The organism is Streptomyces sp. NPDC020983 (genome assembly GCF_044333485.1).
Classification (GTDB): Bacteria; Actinomycetota; Actinomycetes; order Streptomycetales; family Streptomycetaceae; genus Actinacidiphila.
The window spans coordinates 668,481-689,306 of sequence record NZ_JBIRRA010000002.1; the positions used below are offsets into that span (position 1 = coordinate 668,481).

Below are 20,826 nucleotides of genomic sequence, written 5' to 3' on the forward strand. Positions count from 1 at the left end.
CGCCATGAACGCCGTGAACACGCCCCCCGACCCCGCGCTCCCGGCCGTCTCCGTGATCATGCCGGTCCTCAACGAGGAGCGTCATCTGCGGAACTCCGTCCGGCACATCCTGGAGCAGGACTATCCGGGGGAGCTGGAGGTCGTCATCGCGCTGGGCCCCTCGACCGACCGGACCAACGCCATCGCCGCCGAGCTGGTCGCCGAGGACCTGCGGGTCCACACGGTGCCCAACCCCAGCGGACGCACCCCCGCCGCCCTGAACGCCGCGATCGAGGCCTCCCGCCACCCGGTCGTGGTGCGTGTCGACGGGCACGGCATGCTCTCCCCCGACTACATCGCCACCGCCGTCCGGCTCCTGGAGGAGACCGGTGCCGCCAACGTCGGCGGCATCATGCACGCCGAGGGCGAGAACGCCTGGGAGGAGGCCGTCGCCGCGGCCATGACCGCGAAGATCGGTGTCGGCAACGCGGCCTTCCACACCGGCGGCGCCGCCGCCCCCGCCGACACCGTCTACCTCGGCGTCTTCCGGCGCGAGGTGCTGGAGCAGCAGGGCGGCTACAACGTGGAGTTCATCCGCGCCCAGGACTGGGAGCTGAACTACCGCATCCGCGAGGCCGGCCACCTCATCTGGTTCTCGCCCGAGCTGCGCGTGTCCTACCGGCCGCGGCCCAGCGTGCGGGCCCTGGCCAAGCAGTACAAGGACTACGGGCGGTGGCGCCGGGTGGTCACCCGCTACCACCGCGGTTCGGTCAACCTGCGCTACCTGGCGGCGCCCGCCGCGCTGCTGGCCAACGCCGCCGGGATCGTCGCCGGCGCCGCGCTCACCCCGTGGGCGCTCGTGGTGCCCGCCGGCTACCTCGCCGCGATCACCCTCGGCTCGCTGCCGGCCGGCAAGGGCCTGTCCGCCGCGGCCCGGCTGCGCATCCCGCTGGCGCTGGCCACCATGCACATGTGCTGGGGCTACGGCTTCCTGACCAGCCCGCGCTCGCTGGCCCGCCGGGTCATCGCCAGCCGCCGCCCGGCGGTCCGTGCCGCCGCGCAGGAGTCCGCCTCCGCCGACGCGTGACCCTGCCCGCTGCGTGCGAGGGGCCCGCCGGAAGCATCCGGCGGGCCCCTCACACGGTGCGGTCGGCGTCCGCTCAGCCCGCCCAGCGGTAGATCGGCTGGATGGGCATGCACTTGCTGTCGTCGGCGCCGTTCACCGCGTCGGCGCTGCCGGGCACGCCGCCCGCCTTCGGCAGCGTCGCGCTGTAGTCCGTGCCCTTCGTCCAGTCCGCGCCCACCGTGACGGTGACGGCCTGCGCGGAGGCGGACGGCTTGACGTTGCTGACCGGGATCTTCAGCGCCTTGGCCACCGACGTGGCGTCCGCCTTGCCCTGGTCGCCGTCGCCCGCCGGGTAGACGACCGAGGTGCCGGGGCTCGGGACCGCGTGCTGGCTCGGCGCGGCCTGGGTGAAGCCCGCGGCCTTCAGTGCCGTGGCGATGTCGCCCGCGCGGTGGTCGACGGCCGGCTTGCCCTCGGTCCCCGCCGTGCCGTTGACCACCGACACCGTGATCGAGGCCGGGGCGGCCGCCGGCGGTCCCGACGGGGCGCTCGGCTTCGGGCTCGCGCTCGCGGTGCCCGGCGCCTTCGCCTTGCCGTTGGCGTCCATGGCGACGTCGTTGCGCAGCAGCGACCACACCGTGCCGGCGTCCGGAGCCGGGAGATAGTGCGCGTTCGGGGCCTCGGGGTCGGCGATGTGCGGCATGGTCAGCATCGTCATCCGGTTCGGCGGGATGCTCTTGAGTTCCATGCCCAGGTCGTAGAGCTTCTTCGGGGTGCCGATCTCGTCGGAGACGGCGAAGGCCTCCATCGCCGTGCTCGCGATCTTGTTGAGCCGGCCCGGGTTGGTGAAGAGGTTCTGGCTGCGCAGCGTCCGGATCAGCGAGCTCATGTACATGTGCTGCGCCTCGGCGCGGCCGGCGTCGGAGCCGAAGGCGTCACGTGTGCGCAGCCACTGGAGGGCCTGCTTCCCCTTGATGACGTGCTTGCCCTTGGTGAGCTTCAGGCCCGAGCCGCCGTGCTTGATGTACCTGGTGGGCCGGTCCCAGACGCTGTGCTGGACGCAGACCTCGGCGCCGCCGAGCACGTCCGCCATCTTCACCACGCCGCCGAAGTCGATCGTCAGCCAGTGGTCGATGTAGACGTTCGTCAGGTTCTGCACGGTCGCGAGCGTGCAGCCGGGGCCGCCGCGGCCCAGCGAGGCGTTGATGATCGTGTTGACCGGCGGGTACTTCTGGTGGGTCTTGGGGTCCTCGCACTCGGGGATGTTGACCCGGGTGTCGCGCGGGATGCTCACGACCGACATGTTGCTGCGGTCCGCGGACAGATGGGCGATCATGATCACGTCCGCGCGGGCGCCCGAGCTGTCGGCGGCGCCGCCGAGCTTCTTGTCCTCGTCGCTGAGCCGGCTGTCGGAGCCGAGGATCATGATGTTCATCGCGGAGGTGCCGTTGGCGTTGGCCTTCGGCTTCTTCACCGTGGTCTTGCCGCTGATCCGCTCACCCTTGCGGATCTTGCCGGCCAGGTACTCGTAGTAGCCGTACGCCGCTCCCGCGGTGCCCAGCACCGCGACCGCGAGGCCGATCGCCGTCCAGCGCAGCACCTTGCGCCTGCGGCTGCGCTGCTTGCGCCGCGGGCCGCCCCTGCGGTGGCCGCCGGCGCGGTGGCCGGGGCCGGCGGGAGCCTCCTCCGGGGTGCCGCCGTGGCCGCCGGCGCCGTCGTCGTCGCCGTCGGGGCCGCGGTAGCCGTCGTCGTAGCCGTCACCGCCGTTCCCGCGGTCGTAGCCGTCACCGCCGCCGGGTGTGCGCCCGGGTATGCGGCCCTGGCCGGGGCCCTGGCCGGGTATGTGTCCGGGCGCCTGGCCGGGGGCGTGGCCCTGACCCGGACCGTACGCACCGTACGGGCCGCGCGGGCCGGGCACCTGCCCGTGCTGCCAGCCGGGGGCAGGCTGCTGCGGCGGGTACGGCTGCGGTCCGTCCTGGTAGACGCCGTCGTCCCACCCGAGGTCACCGGGGTTCGGCACGGCCCCCTGGCCGCCACCACCCATTCCCCCGTCGCGCATGAGTGAACCCTCCCCCTATCCCTGTCCGGTCGGAACTCGGTCGTCCCCCTCTCAGACGGCGACCGGGCGTACGGAGTTGCATCCCCGGGCCCTGAGTTAACACGACGGGGGTCACGGAAGGGTTTCGCGGGGGTGCCGTGGGGAAAGTCACGCGCCGCCGCGGGCGTCAGCCGCGGCGGGCGCCGGGGGTCACTGGACGCAGGCCGCGTCGTCCGCCTGCGTCTTGTCCATGCCGTCGTCGGCGTCGTCCGCGTCCGGATCGGGGACGGGAACGCCCGCCCTGGTGAAGTCCGAGCCCAGGGTGAGCGACATGTCCGTGCCCGTCGCGGCCTCCGGCGAGGGCCGCAGCGCGGAGCCGGGCAGCCCCAGCATCGCCGCGAGCGTACGGGCCTGGGCGGCCTGCTCCGGGGAGTAGACGAGCGTCGTACGGGCGGCGGGGACGGGGGCGTTGCCGCCGTTCGCGGGACCGCCGACGCCCTGGGTGCCGCGCAGCCAGTCCACCGTGCCGCGGGCGGCCCCGAGGATGCCGCTGCCGTTGTAGACCCGCACCCGCACGTCGGACGCCGGGGCTTTGGGGCCCACGAGCTTCGGGTCGGTGCGGTGCTTCTTCTTCTTGTGGCCGCTCAGCGACACGTCGTCCTTGATGAGGGTGAGGAGCCGCTGTGCACGCGGCCGGTCGACGACCACGGTGGCGTGCACGCGCTCGTGCGGGTTGTCCACGACCGGCAGCGTGACGAAGGTGATGTGCTTGGTGTCCAGCCCGGACAGCCCCCTGGCCAGGCTGGTCAGCCGGGAGACGCTGCCGATCGCGCTGTCCACCGTGAGCGCCTTGGTCGCGGTGTCCGCGAGCGTGAAGAGCTTGCGCGGACTGGTCAGGCTGCCGCTGGACTTGATCTTGCGGATCATGGCCGCCAGGAAGCGCTGCTGCAGCTTGATGCGGTCCAGGTCGCTCTGGTTGCGCAGCGCGTGCCGCGTCCGGACGAACTGGAGCGCCTGCTCGCCCTCGACGCGGTGCTCGCCCGCCGCGAGGTCCAGGTGCGACTTGGGGTCCACCAGCGGCCGCGCCAGGCACACGTCCACCCCGCCGACCGCCGTCGACAGCGTCTTGACCGCCTCGAAGTTCACCATCATGAAGTGGTCGACGCGGATCCCGGTGAGCTGCCGCACCGCCCGCATCGTGCAGCCCGGATCCCGGCCGGCGACGCCCAGGCTCTCGTTGAACTTCGGCGTCGTCAGCCCCGCGGGCACCCCGGGGATCGTCCGGACGCCGCCGTCCGGCTGCCGCGTCGGGCAGTCCGGGATCGACGTGACGATGTCGCGCGGGATGCTCATGGCCGTCGCGTTGCTGCGGTCCGCCGAGACGTGGAAGAGGATCGTGGTGTCCGCGTGCCCGGTGTCGTCCGGGTCCCCGTACCTGCCGCCCAGGCCCTGGCGGCTGTCGGTGCCGATGACCAGCAGGTTGAGCGGGCCGTCGCCGAGCACGTCCTTGCTGCCCGCGTCACCGACGTCGACGGTGGTGAGGTTGGCGTTGAAGTGCTCGTAGACCAGGTAGCCGCCGACGCCGACGATCGCCAGGACCAGGCCCATCGAGGCGGCGACCCACAGCAGGGCCCTCCTGCGCCGCGACTGCCGTCCGGCCCTGCCCCTGCCGGCGCCCCTGCCGCGGCCCCTTCCCGGCCCCCCGGGCCTTCCCGGCCCGCCGCGCCGGGGCGGGCCCGGCGCCGGGCCGCGGTCGCGCGGCCCCGGCACGCGGTCCGCGGGCGCCGCGGGCCGCGCCGGGGCGCCCGCGGGCCGGCCGGTCTGCCGGGGCAGGCCGCGGGTCCGTCTCCGGTCCGGCACGGGGGCGGCGGGGCGCCGCCGGTAGGCACCGGCGGACGGGGCCGTCCGCCACCGGTCGGCCGGATCGATCTCTCCTCGGTCTTGCGTGTCCACGGTCGCTCGGGCCCTCCATCCGGTAACCGCCGGATCGCTTACAGTAGCCGCCCCCGGTGACACGAACGGGGTGTACGCAAAGACCCGTTGCCCCGGAAAACGGGCAAACGCGGGCAATCCCGCCGTAATTGGCGGGGTTTTTCAGGAGCTTTTCATCAGACTTTGCCCGGATGTCCGAACTGGCGCCCGAGGCCTCCCCCGTGCGGCGCCCACGGGCCCGCTCAGCAGTGGACGGAGTTCCCCGGCCTCGGTGTCACGCCCTTCGGCGCCGAGGTCGGCGGGCCGACCGGGACGCCGGGCGCGCTGTAGTCGGAGCCGAGGGTGAGCGTCATGTTCGCGCGCGGCGTCGCGTCCTTGGTGCCCTCGACCAGCGCGGAGGCGGGCAGGTGCATCATCGCCGCGAGCGAGCGCGCCTGGTCCGCCTGGTTCGGCGCGTACTGCAGCGTCGTCCTGGCCGCCTTGGCGTGCGCGTCGCCGCCGTTGGTGGAGCGGTCCACGCCCTGGGTGGTCTGCAGCCAGGCCAGCACGTCCTGGGACGCGCCGAAGACGCCCGTGCCGTTGTAGATGATCACCCGCGTCTCGTGCGGCACGGCCTTCGGCCCCACCAGCTTCGGATCCGGCGCGGCGGGCTTCGCCGCCGCCGACAGCGAGACGTCGTTCGCCAGCAGCGCGTACACCTGCCGGGCCTTGTCCGGGTCCGGCGTGCCGTTCGTGACCGGCAGCGTGAGGAAGGTGGTGTTCTTCGGGGCGATCGCCCCCAGCGCCGCGGCGACGTTGCTGAGCGTCTCCGGGGTGCCGATCGGGGTGTCCGCCGTGAGGGCGCCGGGCTTGGCGTTCGCGAGGGCGGTCAGCGTACGCGGCACCGTGACCGTACGGTCGACGCAGGTGTCGGCCGCGGCCACGCCCTTGACGCCCTTGGCCGCCGCGTAGTCGACCATCACCACGTGGTCCACCGAGAGCTTGGTGAGCTGCCGTACGGTCAGCAGCGCGCAGCCCGCGTCCCGGCCGCCGCTCAGCGCCGCCGAGAACGGCTGCCCCTTGGCGCCGCCGACCGTGCCCTTGCCGCCGGCCGCGGGGCAGTCCGGGATGTCCGTGCGCAGGGCGGACGGGATCGCCAGCGCCGTCGCGCTGCCGCGGTCCGCCGCGAGGTGCACGAGGACGGCCGAATCCGCGGAACCCGCCGCCGGGTGCGCGCTCAGCAGCAGGACGTTCATCGCACCGGTGTGCGTCGGGACCTTGCTGCCCGCCGCGCCGACGTCCACGGTGTGCATGCTGCCGCCGCCCCCGCCGCCGAGCGCGGCGACCCCCACGATGGCGCCGACCAGCAGCACGGCGCACGCCGCGCCCGCGCGCCACAGCATGGGCCCGCCCTTGAGCGGCAGCCCCGCGGGCCTGCGCTTCTGCGCCTGCCGCGCGGCCCGCCTGCCGCCGGGGACGGGCACGGACGCGGGCCGGTCGGGTACGGGGGGCTGCGCGCCGGTGCCGTCCGGGTCACCGGGGGAGCCGGACGGGCTCTCGGGCGCGTAACCGCCGTACGACGGCGGGGTGTCGGGCGCGCCGTAGCCGTCGTACGCGGGCGGGGTGCCGGGTGTGTCGGGCGGTCCGTAGCCGTCGTACGCCGTGAGCGCGTCGGGGACCTCGTACGGTGCGTAGCCGGGCGGCTCGGGCGGTGCCTGGTGGGCGGCGGCCTGCGCGGGGGACTCGGCCGTGCCGCCGTAACCCGCCGCGGCCGTCCGGCCGTCGTAACCGTGGCCGTCGTGCCCGCCGCCGTCGTAGCCGTCGTAGCCGTCATGGCTGGTGTAGCCGCTGCCCGTGTCGCCGGGCGCGTAACCCTGCTGCTGCGGCTGCTGGTAGGCCTGCTGGGGCACGTCGAGCCGCAGCTGGTACGTCCCCGTCTCCGGGTCCAGCACCCACTGGTCAGCCGGGTCGACGTACCCGGACTCCTCGGTGCTCACGGTCGTCGGGTCCTCCCTCCACGGCCGGCTGAGCGCTCACCTTAGTTCATCGCCTCACGTCGTGGATCTGCCGCAGATGTCGGCGGCCGCGGTCGTACCGCGGTACGTGGGCGCGTCGGCGGGGGGCGCGGTGGGCGTGGTGGTGGGCGTGTCCGCCGGGTCCTGCGTCGCGCCCTTCCCCGAGCCGGAGTCCGGGTGGCCGTCCGCGGTCACGGTGACCGGGCGGTCGTCGCGCAGCGTCGCGAAGAGCTCCTTCGCGGCGGGCTGCTTGAGCTGGTCGCGGTTGTGGTCGAGGACGTACTGCTCCTGCGGCAGGGTCAGGAAGTTCAGCTTGTCCGCGGGTATCTTCTGCACCTCCCGCGCCAGCCCGTACAGCTCGGGGAGCGAGTCCAGTCCGGGGTCCGCGGTCAGCGAGGAGGTCGCCGCGTCCAGCACGGGATAGACCTTCGTGACGTTCAGCAGCACGCCGGTGCTCGTCACCTTCGAGAACAGCGAGCCCAGGAAGCCCTGCTGGCGGTCCATGCGCTCGGTGTCGCTGCCGTCGCCCAGGCCGTGCCGGGCGCGGACGTAGCCGAGCGCCTGCTCGCCGTCGAGGGTCTGCCGGCCCGCGGGCAGGTCCAGATGCGCCTGCTTGTCGTGCACCGCCTCGGGCAGGCACACGTCGACCCCGTGGATCGCGTCCACGATCTTCTTGAAGCCCGAGAAGTCCACGATCAGGTGGTGGTCGATGCGGATGCCCGTCATGTCCTCGACGGTGCGGATGGTGCAGGCGGCGCCACCGAACTCGTAGGCCCAGTTGAACTGCTCGAACTTCGGCTCGGTCTCCCCGCCGCTCGGCTTCGTGCACGCCGGGACCTGCGCCATCAGGTCCCGCGGGATGCTCATCGCGGTGGCACTGTGCCGGTCCGCCGCGAGGTGCAGCAGGATGACCGTGTCCGAGCGCTGCGTGCCGCTGTCGCGGCCGTACTTGCCGTTGCCGTCACCGCGGTTGTCCGAACCGATGAGCAGGATGTTCTCCGCCGAGGTCGGACCCTCGGAGGGCCGCTCCGACGCGTGTGCCCGGAGCTCGTTCTCCGTGACGTGGTCGGTCGTGATGTTGCCGTTGAGCTGCTGGTACAGGTACCACAGGCCTGCGGCGCCGAGCAGGACGAAGAAGGCGGTGACCGTGCCGACGACCTTCAGCCACCGGTACCGGCCCCGCGGCTTCTTCCCGGCCCCTGCGGCCCCTGCGGGCCCCGCGGCCTGGCCCGCGACTTCGGCGGGCGCCGCGCTGTCCGCCTCCGCGGGGCTGTCCGCTGCGGCGCGGGGTGCGTCGGTGGGCGCCGGTGCGTCGGGCGGCGCCGGTGCCTCGGCCGGTGCCTCGGCCGGTGCCGGTGCCTCGGCCGGCGTCGGGCTCTCCGCTCCGGCGGGCGGTGCGCTGTCCGCCTCCGCGGGGCTGTCCGCTTCGGCGCGGGGTACGTCGGTGGGCGCCCGGTTCTCCGCGTCCGGCGGGGACGCCGGGGTGCGTGCCCGGGCAGGGGCTTCCGCGTCCGCGGGTGGGGCGTCCGCGGGGGCTTGCGCCGGGGTCCCGGAGGCCGCGTCGAGGGGATCGGCTGGTGCTTCCGCTTCCGGCTCCGCCGCGTCCTCGGCGTTCTCCGCCGGAGGCTCTGCTGACGATGTCACGTCCCCGCCCATCCCTCGCATAACCGGCATGCCGGGCTCGCATGTATGCGCGCTACTCGGTCAGACGGTCGAATACGCGCATTGGTTGCGCTCGCAACTGCTTCCGCCGGGCGGCGGTGCTGCGGGGGGCCTGTCGCGGTTTACCGCGCGATCCTGCGGTGGGTGGTTGCTCGCGCCGTTCCTCGCGCCCCTGAGGGGGTGCGGCTTGCGGTGGGCAGTTCGCCATTCGCTTGGTGGGGGCTGGTCGCGCAGTTCCTCGCGCCCCTGGGTTGCCCGGCGGGGCATCGCGCTGTCTGTGCGGGGGTGGGGTCGGGTGCCACTCCGGGGGTACCTCCTCGGAATGCGCGTCTGACCTCTTCCGGTAGGTGGCGGGGAGTGGGTGCGCATTCCTGCGGGGGCACCCCCGGATCGTCCCCCTCCCGGTGTCTCGTGGGCGGCTGCCTGCCGGTGGGGGTGAAGTCCTTGAGGGACTGCGGTTCGCCCCCGACGGCGAAGCACCCCCACGGGAAGGCCGTCAGCCGACGTCGTATCCGCACGGGTGGTGGGGGTGGGAACACCCCGCGCCGCCAGGCGCGGGCACCACCGTGGCGCGACAGCCGCCAACCCACCCCGGGCGGACACCGCCCGAAGCGGCGCGCCGCCAGGCGCGGGCACCCCCGTGGCGGGACACCCGCCAACGCACGGCATCCGGGCACCGCCCGAAGCAGCGCCGCCAGGCGCGGGCACCCGGCGGCGGGTCAGCCGCCACGCACCCCCGGGCGGCCACCGCCCGACGCGGCCCCCGCGGCGGGAAAGTCGCAAGCCCCACGGCGAGGGGGGCACCGCCCGCCGGGGGAGGCGTATCCGGCGGGTCAGAGCGTGAGCGTCGTACGTTCCATCGCCTCGCGCGCGGCGAGCTCGTCGGGAGGGAGGGCGTCGGCGTGCCGGCAGAGGACGGCGGAGCCGCCGGCGGCGAGGGGGGCGAGGAGGCCCGCCGCGAGGCCGTCCCAGGTGGTGAAGGGGAGGCGGGTCAGGACGCGGGCGCCGGGCGGCAGCCCGTACGCGTGGGCCCGCTCCACCACCTCGCCGGCGGTGAGCGCGCCTTCGCCGGGCAGTTCGAGGGCCACCGCGTCCGCGCCGACCGGCGTGTACGGCGCGAACCGGTCTCCCTGCCCCGGCACCTCCGCCGCGTAGTCGAGGAAGCCGGCCGGCGGTTGCGGGAAGCGTCCGCCGAGCGGGCGCAGGGCGAGGGCCACCCGTTCGCCGCCGCAGGCCCGCGCCTGGTCGAGTGTGTCGGGCCCGCTGACGACGAGGTCCGCGCCCGCGGGGTCGGCGCCGGGGGCGACGAGGACGCCGGTGGAGAAGCCGGCGAGCACCCATGCGGCCGTCTGCCAGTGCGCGGGCAGCAGCAGGGCGAGCCGGTCGCCGGGCTGCGCGCCCAGCTCGTCCTGGATCAGGTTGGCGGTTTTGGCCACCCAGTTCGCGAAGGTCGCCACGGACAGTTCGACGCGCTCGCCGGTCGCGTCGTCGTAGAAGGTGAGGAAGGGCCGTGCGGGGTCGGCGCGGAGAGCGGCGGCGAGCAGGCCGGCGGGGGTGTCCGGGGTGGGTGACGTCACGCCGGCCAGGCTACCGGCCGTACGCGGGGCCCCGGCCGGTTACCCTCGGCGGGTGCCTTCACCCCCGTTCCGCCCGCGTCCCGGCGCGGCCGTGCCCGCTCCGCGGCCGGCGGCGGGGCTGCGCCGCACGTGGGCGCCGGAGGGCCCGCTCGACGTCCGCCGCACGCTCGTGCCGCTGCGCCGCGGCCCGGCCGATCCGGCGTTCCGTATCGACCGTGACGGCACGGTGTGGCGGGCCAGCCGTACCCCGGAGGGTCCTGGCGCCCTGCGGCTGCGGGGCAGTGCCGCCCTGCTGGAGGCGGAGGCGTGGGGGCCCGGCGCGGCATGGCTGCTGGACGCGCTGCCGGCGCTGCTCGGCGGGCTCGACGACCCCTCGGCGTTCACCCCGCGGCATCGTGTCGTGCACGCCGCCCACCGCCGCAATCCCGGTCTGCGGCTGACGAGGACCGGGCTCGTCCTGGAGTCGCTGATCCCTTCCGTCCTGGAGCAGAAGGTCACGACGGACGAGGCGTACCGCGCCTGGCGGCTGCTGCTCCACCGGCACGGCGAGCCCGCCCCGGGGCCGGCGGGCGACCGCATGCGGGTCATGCCGGACGCGCGCGGCTGGGCCCGGGTGCCGTCCTGGGACTGGCACTGCGCGGGTGTCGACGACAAGCGGGCCTCCACCGTCATGCGCGTGGTGCGCCTGGGGGCACGTATCGACGCGCTCGCCGCGCTGCCCGCCCAGGAGGCCGCCGCCCGTCTGCAGACGGTGCCCGGTATCGGCCCCTGGACGGCGGCGGAGACGCTGCAGCGCAGCCACGGCGCGGCGGATGCGGTCACGGTGGGCGATCTGCACCTGCCGCATCACATCGGCTACGCGCTCACCGGGGCGCGGCGGTCGGACGACGCGACGATGCTGTCGCTTCTGGAGCCGTACGCGGGGCAGCGGCACCGTGCGGCGCGGCTCATCCTCCTGGCCTCGCCGGCTCCGCCCCGTCACGGCCCCCGCCTGGCCCCGAACCCCCCGACGCCCCACTCCTGACCCTCTTGCCCGCAGGAGCCCGCCCCGTCCGTCGGGGCCCCGGCACGGCTCACCGCACCGCGACGAACGCCTCCGCCTCCCGGGCGGCCCGCGGCGGGGGGACGGTGGCGGGGCGGCCGATGGCCACCGCGCCCATCGGGTCCCAGTCGGGCGGGAGGGCGAGGACCTCGCGGACGACGTCGCGGCAGAACATGGTGGACGACACCCACGCGGAGCCGAGCTGCTCGCCGGCGAGGGCGACGAGGAAGTTCTGCACGCCCGCGCCCGTGGCGACCACGAACATCTCCCGTTCGGCGGCGGCCCGCCGGGCGTCGGGGTAGGGGTGGGCGCCGTCGGCGACGAGGCAGGGGACGGCGAGGTAGGGCGCCCGGCGCAGGACGTCGCCGCGGCGCAGCCGCTTGGCGATGCTGCCCTCGGAGAAGCCGTCGCGCCGCAGGTCCGCCTCCCAGGCGTCGCGCATCGCGTCGAGCAGCCGGGTGCGCACCTGCGGGGTCTCCAGCAGGACGAAGCGCCAGGGGGTGGTGTGGTGCGGGGCGGGCGCGGTGACGGCGAGGGCGACGGCGCGGCGGACGGCCGCCGGGTCGACGGGCTCGTCGGTGAAGTCGCGCACGGTGCGCCGCAGCGACACCGCTTCGCGTACGGCCTCCGAGGTGCCGAGCCGGAACATGTCGTTGGCGGCGTTGCGCACCAGCGCCCGGGCCCCCGGGTCGGCGGTGGGCTCCGTGCCGTCCGGTCCGGCGGCGAGGACCGCGTGGCCCAGCCCGCGGACGACGGCGACCGGCCGGCCGGTGGCCTTGCCCTTGACGAGGTCCCCGGCGGCGGCGAGTTCGTCGGCGGTCGCGGTGACGGTCAGGGCGAGCGGGTTGCCGTGCGTGTCGTGGGCGCCCCGCAGGTCGTCGAGGACGGCGACGCCCGCCGCGCCGATCGCGACATCGGTCAGGCCCTCCCGCCAGGGCCGTCCGAAGGTGTCGGTCACGACGACGCCGACGTTCACGCCGAGCGCCGCGCGCAGCCCGGAACGGATGCGCCGGGCGGAGGCGTCGGGGTCCTCCGGCAGCAGCAGCACGGTGCCCGGCGCGGTGTTGGACGCGTCGACGCCGGCCGCGGCCATGACGAAGCCGTGCCGACTCTCCACGATGCGGGTGCCGCCGCGGCGCGCGACGAGCCGCACCGTCTCCGCGTCGACGGCCGCCTCGCGGTCCTCCGCGGCGATCAGCCGCCCCTCCGCCTTGCTGACGATCTTGGACGTGACGAGCACGATGTCGCCGTCCGCGAGCCGCACGCCGGTGGCGGCGACGAGCCCGGCGATGTCCGCGCCCGCCCCGACCTCGCCGATGCCGTCGAGGGCGAAGACCTCGATCCGCGGCGCGTTCACGCGCGGACCTCCGCGGCGAGCGCGAGGGCCTCGCGGGCCATCTGCGCGGTGGCCTCGGGGCCGGTCATCATCAGCGGCACGGCGCGGCAGCGGATGCCGGCCGCCTCCACCTCGGCGACGGCCCCGGCGTCGACGGTGTCGACGAGCCAGCCGTCGAGCAGGCCCGAGCCGTAGTGCGCGGCGACCGCGGCGGCGGTGGACTCCACCCCGACCGCGGCGAGCACCTTGTCCGCCATGCCCCGCACGGGCGCGTCCCCGACGATCGGGGACAGGCCCACCACGGGCACGCCGGCCTCGGCGACGGCCTCCCGGATGCCGGGCACGGCCAGGATCGTGCCGATGCTCACCACCGGGTTGGACGGCGGGAAGACGATGACGTCGGCCGCGGCGATGGCCTCCAGCACGCCGGGCGCGGGCTTGGCGGCGTCCGCGCCGACGGGTACGACGGCGTATGCGGGGACGGCGGCGCGCATCCGCACCCAGTACTCCTGGAAGTGGACGGCCCGGCGCTCGCCGTCGGTGTCGACCACGACATGGGTCTCGACCCGGTCGTCGGTCATGGGGACGAGCCGCACGCCCGGCTTCCAGCGGGCGCACAGGGCCTCGGTCACGGCACTGAGCGGGTAGCCGGCGGCGAGCATCTGGGTGCGCACGATGTGCGTGGCGAAATCCCGGTCCCCCAGCCCGAACCACTCCGGCCCCACCCCGTAGGCGGCCAGCTCCTCCTTGACGGTGAAGGTCTCCTCGGCGCGGCCCCAGCCCTGCTCCTCGTGGATGCCCCCGCCGAGGGTGTACATCACGGTGTCGAGGTCGGGGCAGACCTTCAGGCCGAACAGATGGATGTCGTCTCCGGTGTTGCCGACGACGGTGATCTCCGCCTCCGGCGCCGCTGCCAGCAGGCCGCGCAGAAAGCGCGCCCCGCCGATTCCTCCGGCCAGAACCACGATTCGCATGGGCCCCAGTCTTGCAGCCCCCGGCGGACGGCCGTACGGGCACCGGTGCGCTCACCGCCGCGGGTGACGGCCCGTCCAGGTGCGCGGCTCAGCGCGCGGGCTGCGGTACGGCGGCGGCCGCGGGGGAGTTGCAGCGCTGCGGGGTCATCTCGGTCAGGCCGGGGAAGTACACGTGCAGGCTGACGGCGGGCTCCAGGCTGTCGTTGACGACCTCGTGCACGTAGCCGGGCGCGAAGGCGCGCTGTGCGCCCGTACCGAGCACGCGGACGGTCTCGCCCGCCGTGCCGCGGGCGCGTTCGCGCAGGCTGCCGCCGAGCACGGTCAGCACGCCGGAGGACGGGCCGTGGTCGTGCAGGCCGCTGCCCTGGCCGGGGAGCCAGCTGAGCAGCCACACCTCGTAGCCGGGGCCGGTGCGCAGCCGGGCGTACCAGCGGCTGGTGGGGTCGTAGCGGACCAGCGGCTCCCACTGCGCGCGGTCGGCGGCCACGGCGCGGGCGAGCCCGGCGAATTCCGCGACGGTGGCGGGGTGCTGCGGCACGGGCGGCAGCAGGTGCGGCAGGGCGAGCGGGTCGCCGGCGATGGCGACGTCGGAGACCGCCGGGCCGTAGGCGCCGTGGACCCCGGCGGCGGGAGCGGCCGCGGGGCGCGCGGGGTGCGCGGACGGGAGGTGAACGGAGTGCTCGGCATACATGCGAAGGGTGTCCCTGAGGTGTGCGCGACTGGCGTGAGCGGTGCACCGCGGTGCGTGCGGCGCGGCCCCGGGCGGGGCTCAGCGGCAGCGGCAGGGACAACAGCAGTTCTGCGCGAGCGCGACACGGCAGGACGCGCGGCGGCGGGTCCGGGTCGTCACGTGGGGCTCGGCAGGCATGCGTCCAGGAGACCGGTCGGGGAGACCCGCTGTCAAATGGGTGTCCGGTTTGTCGCCCATCTTTCACCTGATCCGGCACCCCGCGTTGCGGAAAGGTTTGTGCGTGGCGGAGCGGGATAGGTGGAGCGCAACCGTGAGGGCGGTGTTCCTGTGATCGAAATGTGATCCGCACCCCTTCGTCCGTCCGGGCGGAACGCGGCGCTCAGCCGCAGCGTCTGACGGGGCGTGGGGGTTGGACGACCGGACATCGGTTGACGGTTCCGGTCCTTTGTTCCGATAACAGCACTTACCGTCACGCCTTGGTTCAGCGGAGTGAATAACGGGCTCAATAGCAGATCTCGGCTTGACTCGCCCGGATCGGCGCACTTGTAATTTCACTCGTGTCGTTCAGCCGCACGCGCGGACGGCCCACACCACGGGGAAGCACGACAGACGAGGGGCGCGCATGACCGAGCAGTTCCAGTTGCTGCTGGCCGAAGAGGCCGACGAGGAACTCGGCTGGCAGGAGCGCGCCCTGTGTGCGCAGACCGACCCGGAGTCGTTCTTCCCCGAAAAGGGCGGTTCCACACGTGAGGCGAAGAAGGTCTGTCTCGCGTGCGAAGTCCGTTCCGACTGCCTTGAGTACGCCCTCGCCAACGACGAGCGCTTCGGTATCTGGGGCGGTCTGTCCGAGCGCGAGCGCCGCCGTCTCAAGAAGGGCGTCGTCTGACCCTCGCCGCACCCGCCCACACCTTCGCTCCGGCCCCCTGACCAGCGGCCGGACGCCCGTGGGACGTTCCCGGCCGGCCGCCGGGACCAGCCGCTCCGCAGCCCGCCCGGCATGCCGCCACGCATGCCGGGCGGGCTGCTGCCGCTCTCCCGCCGGACGCCCGTCAGGCGGTGGCGCCCGTATGAGCCGTTAGTGTGGGGGGCCGTCCGAGACACCGCCCCCGCCCCGTGCGGGGCACCGGCGTCCACCGCAGTCCAGCGAACCGGGGCCGAAACCTCGATGTCCGTGAACAGCCCAGCACCGGCCGTCCATCCGGCCGGCACCCCTGAGTTCCCCCGCCATGTCGTCACCGCCGTGCTGGTCGCACACGACGGGGCCCGCTGGCTGCCCAAGGCCCTCGCAGGTCTGCTCGCCCAGGACCGTCCCGTCCAGGACGTCGTCGCCGCCGACACCGGCAGCGCCGACGACTCCGCCCGGCTGCTGGCCGAGTCCCTCGGCGACCAGCGCGTCCTGCACCTCGCCCGGCGCACCTCCTTCGGCGCGGCCGTCGACGAGTGCGTCCGCGCCGCCGCGCCGCTCACCGCCGACGACCTGCCCTACCTCGCGCCGCGCGGCAGCGCCTGGGACCCGGTGGGGCGGCAGTGGAACGACGGCCCCTACGCCGACGACCCGTTCGGCGACGCAGGCGCGGCCGAGGAGCCGCGGCACGGCGAGGCCGTGCAGTGGCTGTGGCTGCTGCACGACGACTGCGAGCCGGATCCCGGCGCGCTGTCCGCCCTGCTGCGGATCGCCGACAGCACCCCGTCCGCCGCCGTCGTCGGCCCCAAGCTGCGCAGCTGGTACGACCGCAGGCAGCTGCTCGAAGTCGGTGTCAGCATCGCCCGCAGCGGCCGCCGCTGGACCGCCCTGGAGCGCCGCGAGCAGGACCAGGGCCAGCACGACCAGGTCCGCCAGGTGCTCTCGGTGTCCTCGGCCGGCATGCTGGTGCGGCGCGACGTGTGGGAGGCGCTGGGCGGCTTCGACCGCCGGCTGCCCCTGATGCGCGACGACGTCGACTTCTGCTGGCGCGCCCAGGCCGCCGGCCACACCGTCTACGTCGCCCCCGACGCGGTGCTGTGGCACGCCGAGGCGGCCTCCCGCGAGCGCCGCCCGGTCGACTGCGCCGGACGCTCCGCCGCCAACCCGCACCGCGTCGACAAGGCCGGCGCCGTCTACACCCTGCTGGCCAACACCCGCGGCCCGCTGCTGCCCTACGTGGCGCTGCGCATCGTCGTCGGCACCCTGCTGCGCACCCTGGCGTATCTCGTCGGCAAGGTGCCCGGCCAGGCCGTCGACGAGATCGTCGGCCTGCTGGGCGTCCTGCTGCGCCCCGAGCGGCTGCTCGCCGCCCGCCGCAGGCGCGGCCGCGGCGCCGTCGAGCCCGCCGAGCTGCGCCCGCTCTTCCCGCCCCCCGGCGCCACCGTGCGCGCCACCGTCGACCAGGTCGTGAGCAACATCGCCGGCCGGGCCGACGCCTCCGCGGCCGCGGCCGGGCGGCACGGCGGGGCCATCGAGTCCGGCCCGGGCGACGAGGACGGCGACTTCCTGGAGGTCGAGCAGTTCGCCCGCCTCAAGCGCGTCGCCCGCAAGCCCGGCCCCATGCTCTTCGTGGTCCTGCTCGCCTTCTCCTTCGCCGCCTGCCGCGCGCTGCTCGGCGGCGGCACCCTCTACGGCGGCGCCCTGCTGCCCGCCGGTTCCGGCGCCTCCGACCTGTGGCGCAGCTACGCCGGGTCCTGGCACGCGCTCGGCACCGGCGGCACCGAGTCCGCACCGCCGTACCTCGCCGTCCTCGGGCTCTTCTCCACCGTGCTGTTCGGCTCCACGAGCCTGACGCTGACGCTGCTGCTGGTCGCCTCCGTCCCGCTCGCCGGGGTGAGCGCGTACTTCGCCTCGCGGCCGCTGGCCGAGTCCCGGCTGGTCCGCGCGTGGGCCTCGGTCGCGTACGCCTTCCTGCCCGCCGCCACCGGGGCGCTCGCCACCGGCCGGCTCGGCACCGCGGTGCTGGCGATCCTGCTGCCGCTGATGGCGCGCGCCGCCGTCTCCTGCGCCGGGCTCCAGCTCGGCGCCGGCGCCCTGGACCGCGGGGCCCGGCCGAGCTGGCGTGCCACCTGGGCGCTCGCCCTGATGCTGACCTTCACCACGGCCTTCACCCCGGTCACGTGGCCCGTCGCCCTGGTCCTCAGCGCCGCCGTCCTCGCGTGGCGGCTCGCGACCGGGCGCGGCGCGCTGCTCGTCCCGCACCTGCTGCGCTCCGCGGCGCTGCTGGTCACCCCGATGGTGCTGCTCGCGCCCTGGTCGCTGACGCTGCTCGCGCACCCGGGGCGGATGCTCCAGGAGGCCGGGCTGCCGTACGGCACCAAGAGCGCGTCCGGCCTGGACCTCGTGCTGCTCAGCCCCGGCGGGCCCAAGGCGTCCGGCGGGCTGCTGCTGGTCGGCATCGTGCTGGCCGCGCTGGCCGCGCTGCTGCGCGACAGCCGCCGCACCGCCGTGCTCGCCGCGTGGGGCGCCGCCGCGACCGGCCTGCTCTTCGCCGTCGTCGAGAACGGCCACGCGTGGGCCGGGCCCGCGACGCTGGTCTACGGGCTCGCGCTGCTGGCAGCCGCAGTGGTCGGCGCGGAGGGCGCCAACGAGCGCATCGCCGCGAGCGGCTTCGGCTGGCGTCAGCCCGTCGCGGGCCTCGTCGTGCTGGCGGCGGTGGCCGCGCCGCTGCTGGCCGCCGTCACATGGGTCGCGCACGGCGCGGACGGCCCGCTGGCCCGACGCGACCCGCAGCAGGTGCCCGCGTTCGTCGCGGAGGAGTCCACCACCGGCGACCACGCCCGCACCCTGGTGCTCAGCGGGACGGACGGGCACATCTCCTACGCGCTGGTGCGCGGCGCCGGCGTGCACATCGGCGACGCCGAGATCACCGCGCAGGAGCCGCGCGACCACACCCTCGACTCGCTCGTCGCCAACCTCGTCGCGGGCTCCGGCGCCGACCAGGGCAGCCGGCTCGCCAAGTACGCCGTCCGGTACGTGCTGGCGCAGAAGGACACCCCGCGCGACGTGGGCCGCGTCCTCGACAGCACGCCGGGCCTCTCCCGCGTCAGCCAGGCGGACGGCAGCGAGCTGTGGCGCGTCGACACCAAGGTCTCCCGCATCACGATCACCGCCAAGGGCGCCGCCCCGGTCTCCGTCCCCTCCGGGCTGGTCGAGGCGCACACCAAGGTGCCCGCGGGCCCGGAAGGGCGCGTGCTGCGGCTGGCCGACTCCGCGTCGTCCGGCTGGCAGGCCACGCTGGACGGGCGCCGGCTCACGCCGACCACCGTCGACGGGTGGGCGCAGGGCTTCACGCTGCCCGCCTCCGGCGGCCGCCTCGACGTCACGTTCGAGGAGCCGCTGGGCCACATCGGCTGGCTGGGCACGCAGGCCCTCCTGCTGCTGGTCGTGCTCGTGCTCGCGCTGCCCGGGCGGCGCCGCGACACGGACGACGACCTGCCGGAGGCCGAGGCCGCCGCGGCCGCAGCCGCCGACATCCCCGCGCAGGGCGGCGAGGGCGGACGCCGCGCCCGCCGCCTCCAGGCCGCCGCCGAGGCCGAGGCGGCCGCGGCGGCCGCCGCCCAGGAGGGCGCGGAGCCCTCCGACGGCGGGGACGGGACGCAGGAGCCCTACGACCCCGCGCAGGGGCCGTACGAGCCCGCCCAGGGCTACGAAGGGGCCGGCGACGGGTACCAGGGGGCCCCGGGCGGCTACGAGCCCTCCGAGGCGGGCTACGACCCCTACGCCGTCCCCGCCCCCGCCGCGCCGGAGGCCGACCCGTACTACACCGGCTATCCCGGCGGGCAGCAGTGGGAGCAGCAGCCCTACCCCGCGGGCCAGGGCGGCGGCTACGAGCAGCAGGGCGGCTACGGCACCGACCCGTACGGCTACGCCCCGCAGGGCGCCCCCCGGCCCGGCTACGACGCCTACGGGCAGCAGCCGGACGGCGGCTACGGCGAGCAGGCGCCCTACGGCGGGCAGCAGCCCGGTTACGGCACCGACCCCGCGGGCTACGGCGACGACGGGACGTACTACGCAGAAGGCGACCACCGCCGCGACGGGAGCGACCAGCAGTGAACCGCAGCACCCTCTCCCTGGGCGGCGCCGTCCTCGTGCTCGCCGTCCTCACCGGTGCCGCCTCGCTGACCGGGGGCGACGACTCGGCCGCGGCCCCCGCAGGCGCCACGACCCGGCTGCCGGTGCAGCGCACCACGATGGTGTGCCCCTCGCCCTCGCCCTCGGAGTTCGCGGACACCACCTACGCGTCCTTCACGCCTCCGGCGGCGTCGCTGTCCGACGAGCCCGCCGGGGCGGCCGGCAGCAGCACGGGCAGCGCCCAGCTGGTCACCGAGGCGGCGAAGCCCGCACCGCTGAGCCCGCCGCTCAAGCAGACCGGCAGGACCGTCACCTACACCACCGACAAGCCCGACGCGCCCGCCCTGGTCGGCACCGCGGACGGGACGCTCGCACCCGGCTGGAGCGTGGGCCAGACCACCGTCGTCGACGCCGGGCCCAGCCGCGGGCTGCTCGGCACCTCCTGCGTCACGCCCGACAGCGAGTTCTGGTTCGCGGGGGCCAGCACCGCCGACGGCCGCCAGGACTACCTGCACCTGGTCGACCCCGACGACGCCCCCGCCGTCGTGGACGTCGAGCTGTACGGCCCCGACGGGCTGGTCAAGGCCTCCTCGGGCGAGGGCCTCACGGTGCCCGGCAAGGGCGCGAAGCCGGTCCTGCTGTCCACGCTGATCGCCCAGAAGGTCCGCGACCTCACCGTCCACGTCGTCGTGCGCAGCGGCCGGGTCGGCGCCGCTGTGCAGGCCACCGACGCCTCCAAGGGCACCGACTGGCTCCAGCCCGCCGCCGAGCCCGCCACCACGCTGGTCATGCCCGGTATCCCCGCCGACGCCGCCTCCGTCCGGCTCGTCGCCTACGCGACCGGCTCCGACGACGCCGACCTCGACGTCAGGCTCTCCACCGCCACCGGCATGATCTCCCCCGCGGATCACGAGACGCTGCACGTCAAGGCCGGTATGACGGCCACCGCCGATCTCGGCGACGTCACCAAGGGGGATCCCGGCTCCCTGGTGATCACCTCCAGCAAGACGCACGCACCCGTGCCGGTCGTCGCGGGTCTGCTCGTCACCCGCGGCAAGGGCGGCAAGCAGGAGCTGGCGTTCCTGCCCGCGACCCCCGCGGTCGGCACCCGCGCCTCCGCCGCCGACAACCGCGACAAGGCCTCGACGCTCACGCTGACCGCGCCCGACCGGGAGGTCCGGGTCAAGGTCACCTCGTCGCCGGGCACCGCGGGCGGCACGGCGGTCTCCCGCACCGTCGTGGTCAAGGCCGGCACCACCACCGCCCTCCAGCCCGTCGCCCCCGCGACGGGCAAGGGCTCGTTCTCCGTGACCGTCGAACGGCTCTCCGGCGGCACCCTCTACGCCTCGCGCGAGCTGGCGATGCCGCTGGACGGCGTGCCCATGTTCACCATCCAGCCGCTCGCGGACGACCGCTCCACGGTCGAGGTGCCGCAGGCCGAACCGGACCTGAAGATCCTCGGCAGGTGACCCGCCGCCGTGCGCCCCGGCCGCCGGG

General features: G+C 75.3%; 13 protein-coding genes. 5 read left to right on the forward strand and 8 right to left on the reverse strand.

Translation table 11 applies throughout. The features are described from left to right. The first annotated feature begins 4 nt into the window (after positions 1–4). Positions 5–1,066, forward strand: a complete 1,062-nt coding sequence (locus ACH4SE_RS06280; protein WP_398542108.1) for a glycosyltransferase family 2 protein — start codon at positions 5–7, stop codon at positions 1,064–1,066. A gap of 73 nt (positions 1,067–1,139) precedes the next feature. Here ACH4SE_RS06280 and ACH4SE_RS06285 read toward each other — a convergent pair whose 3' ends face one another. The 5 genes from ACH4SE_RS06285 to ACH4SE_RS06305 all read right to left on the reverse strand — a co-directional run bounded on the left by ACH4SE_RS06285 (position 1,140) and on the right by ACH4SE_RS06305 (position 10,248). Then, positions 1,140–3,104: an LCP family protein gene (locus ACH4SE_RS06285; RefSeq protein WP_398542109.1), complete on the reverse strand. Its 1,965-nt coding sequence runs from the start codon at positions 3,102–3,104 to the stop codon at positions 1,140–1,142. A 189-nt stretch (positions 3,105–3,293) separates the two neighbouring features. After that, positions 3,294–5,036 (reverse strand): LCP family protein, encoded by a 1,743-nt coding sequence (locus ACH4SE_RS06290; RefSeq protein WP_398542110.1) that lies wholly within the window; start codon positions 5,034–5,036, stop codon positions 3,294–3,296. Positions 5,037–5,257: 221 nt separating this feature from the next. Next, positions 5,258–6,991, reverse strand: coding sequence for an LCP family protein (locus tag ACH4SE_RS06295; protein WP_398542111.1), 1,734 nt, complete (start codon positions 6,989–6,991; stop codon positions 5,258–5,260). A gap of 54 nt (positions 6,992–7,045) precedes the next feature. Next, complete coding sequence (locus ACH4SE_RS06300; RefSeq protein ID WP_398542112.1) at positions 7,046–8,653, reverse strand: LCP family protein; 1,608 nt, start codon at positions 8,651–8,653, stop codon at positions 7,046–7,048. An 851-nt stretch (positions 8,654–9,504) separates the two neighbouring features. Beyond that, positions 9,505–10,248, reverse strand: a complete 744-nt coding sequence (locus ACH4SE_RS06305) for a TIGR03089 family protein (protein ID WP_398542113.1) — start codon at positions 10,246–10,248, stop codon at positions 9,505–9,507. Between the two features lie 52 nt (positions 10,249–10,300). Between ACH4SE_RS06305 and ACH4SE_RS06310 the strand changes: the two genes are divergently transcribed. Next, positions 10,301–11,272 (forward strand): DNA-3-methyladenine glycosylase family protein, encoded by a 972-nt coding sequence (locus tag ACH4SE_RS06310; protein ID WP_398542114.1) that lies wholly within the window; start codon positions 10,301–10,303, stop codon positions 11,270–11,272. A gap of 49 nt (positions 11,273–11,321) precedes the next feature. Here ACH4SE_RS06310 and ACH4SE_RS06315 read toward each other — a convergent pair whose 3' ends face one another. From ACH4SE_RS06315 to ACH4SE_RS06325, 3 genes are all read right to left on the reverse strand, one after another. Then, the gene (locus ACH4SE_RS06315; RefSeq protein WP_398542115.1) at positions 11,322–12,647 is read right to left on the reverse strand and encodes a coenzyme F420-0:L-glutamate ligase; all 1,326 of its coding nucleotides are present in this window, start codon (positions 12,645–12,647) and stop codon (positions 11,322–11,324) included. Next, the gene (cofD, locus tag ACH4SE_RS06320) at positions 12,644–13,600 is read right to left on the reverse strand and encodes a 2-phospho-L-lactate transferase (protein WP_398542116.1); all 957 of its coding nucleotides are present in this window, start codon (positions 13,598–13,600) and stop codon (positions 12,644–12,646) included. Before cofD ends, ACH4SE_RS06315 begins: the two co-directional genes overlap by 4 nt. An 88-nt stretch (positions 13,601–13,688) precedes the next feature. Continuing rightward, positions 13,689–14,291 carry a cysteine dioxygenase gene (locus tag ACH4SE_RS06325; RefSeq protein WP_398542117.1) on the reverse strand — a complete coding sequence of 201 codons (603 nt, stop codon included), beginning with the start codon at positions 14,289–14,291 and terminating at the stop codon, positions 13,689–13,691. A 622-nt stretch (positions 14,292–14,913) separates the two neighbouring features. Between ACH4SE_RS06325 and ACH4SE_RS06330 the strand changes: the two genes are divergently transcribed. The 3 genes from ACH4SE_RS06330 to ACH4SE_RS06340 all read left to right on the forward strand — a co-directional run bounded on the left by ACH4SE_RS06330 (position 14,914) and on the right by ACH4SE_RS06340 (position 20,798). Continuing rightward, on the forward strand, positions 14,914–15,177 hold the full coding sequence (locus ACH4SE_RS06330; RefSeq protein ID WP_031519519.1) for a WhiB family transcriptional regulator: 264 nt from the start codon (positions 14,914–14,916) through the stop codon (positions 15,175–15,177). Positions 15,178–15,456: 279 nt separating this feature from the next. After that, positions 15,457–19,311, forward strand: coding sequence for a glycosyltransferase (locus ACH4SE_RS06335; RefSeq protein ID WP_398542118.1), 3,855 nt, complete (start codon positions 15,457–15,459; stop codon positions 19,309–19,311). After that, positions 19,308–20,798, forward strand: a complete 1,491-nt coding sequence (locus tag ACH4SE_RS06340; protein WP_398542119.1) for a DUF5719 family protein — start codon at positions 19,308–19,310, stop codon at positions 20,796–20,798. The genes ACH4SE_RS06335 and ACH4SE_RS06340 overlap by 4 nt, the downstream gene beginning before the upstream one ends. Positions 20,799–20,826: the final 28 nt, after the last annotated feature.

What these genes read in the sequence shown, in the direction of transcription:
- ACH4SE_RS06285 (WP_398542109.1), bottom strand. Translation starts at nt 3,104, where the DNA reads ATGCGCGACGGGGGAATGGGTGGTGGCGGCCAGGGGGCCGTGCCGAAC.
- cofD (WP_398542116.1), bottom strand. Translation starts at nt 13,600, where the DNA reads ATGCGAATCGTGGTTCTGGCCGGAGGAATCGGCGGGGCGCGCTTTCTG.
- ACH4SE_RS06325 (WP_398542117.1), bottom strand. Translation starts at nt 14,291, where the DNA reads ATGTATGCCGAGCACTCCGTTCACCTCCCGTCCGCGCACCCCGCGCGC.
- ACH4SE_RS06335 (WP_398542118.1), top strand. Translation starts at nt 15,457, where the DNA reads ATGTCCGTGAACAGCCCAGCACCGGCCGTCCATCCGGCCGGCACCCCT.
- ACH4SE_RS06280 (WP_398542108.1), top strand. Translation starts at nt 5, where the DNA reads ATGAACGCCGTGAACACGCCCCCCGACCCCGCGCTCCCGGCCGTCTCC.
- ACH4SE_RS06330 (WP_031519519.1), top strand. Translation starts at nt 14,914, where the DNA reads ATGACCGAGCAGTTCCAGTTGCTGCTGGCCGAAGAGGCCGACGAGGAA.